The organism is Promicromonospora kroppenstedtii DSM 19349 (genome assembly GCF_000515355.1).
In the GTDB taxonomy this organism is placed as follows: Bacteria; Actinomycetota; Actinomycetes; order Actinomycetales; family Cellulomonadaceae; genus Promicromonospora; species Promicromonospora kroppenstedtii.
This window is the reverse complement of the sequence record NZ_KI911577.1, coordinates 13,173-14,090: the sequence shown is the minus strand read 5'-3', so window position 1 is coordinate 14,090 and position 918 is coordinate 13,173. Positions and strand designations below refer to the sequence as shown.

The window sequence follows — 918 nt, the reverse complement described above, 5'->3', positions numbered from 1 at the left end:
CGTGACACGGACCTCAACGCCAACGCCGTGAAGTACATCGACGACGGCAAGCCGACCGCCTGACCTGTCGCGCAAGGCCCCTTGCGCGCCTCTAGCTACCCCTCCCGGAGCCCCGCTAGGCCCGCTCCGGGAGGGGCTCTTCTTTGCTCACCCCTGGGCCTAGCACCACCACGAACGAAAGGGCCTAGCAGCCATGAGCGACACCACCAAGACCGCCGACCTGTTCTCCTTCGACCACAACGGCGAGACCTACACCTTCGAGAAGTCCCTCTCCGTCGTCCGCTCGCCGAAGTGGCTCCGTGCCAACCGCCGGCGCGACGAGCTCGACCCCACCTTCACGATCCTGGAGGAGGTCGCCGGCGCGGACGTCGTCGAGGTCATCGACGAGATGACCTCCGAGGAGTTCCAGGCGTTCGGCAAGAAGCTCATGCGGGAGCTGAGCGCCGCGTTTCAGTGACCGCGTGATCCGGGCGGTGTACGGGCTCGGCTTCGCCGACCTGCACGCCCTCCTGGAGACGCTCGACGACGACGAGCACCGAGAGGCGATCGAGGCCGACTCATCGCCCTCGGGCTCCGTCTTCGTCACGCGGGCACCGACGCCCTTGCCTGGCACGAGCTCTACGCCGTCGATCCGGCACTCCCCCGCACCTCGGCCTTCTACCGGGCGACGCACCCGACGACCACGAGTGGTCGCTCGACGCGCTCCTCCTGGCCGAGGTCGGCTGACGCCCTCGAGGGTCGCGAACTGGCAGCGCGGCGGAGGCCGGCGTCACGAGTACCCCAAGCTCATTCCCGCCCCGGCGTCGAGCCGGAGAGCACCACCTACGGGCAAGGGGCGCTGTCTCCATCGACGAGATGGAGGCGTGGCTCGCCGGGGACCATGTGAGGAGGCCCGACGTGGCCGTTGAGCTAGCCGTT

1 protein-coding gene is annotated in these 918 nt (G+C 68.7%); it reads left to right on the top strand.

Annotated elements, in window-relative coordinates:
• The first annotated feature begins 193 nt into the window (after positions 1-193).
• On the top strand, positions 194-457 hold the full coding sequence (locus tag PROKR_RS01600) for a hypothetical protein (RefSeq protein ID WP_036959122.1): 264 nt from the start codon (positions 194-196) through the stop codon (positions 455-457).
• Positions 458-918 lie beyond the last annotated feature (461 nt).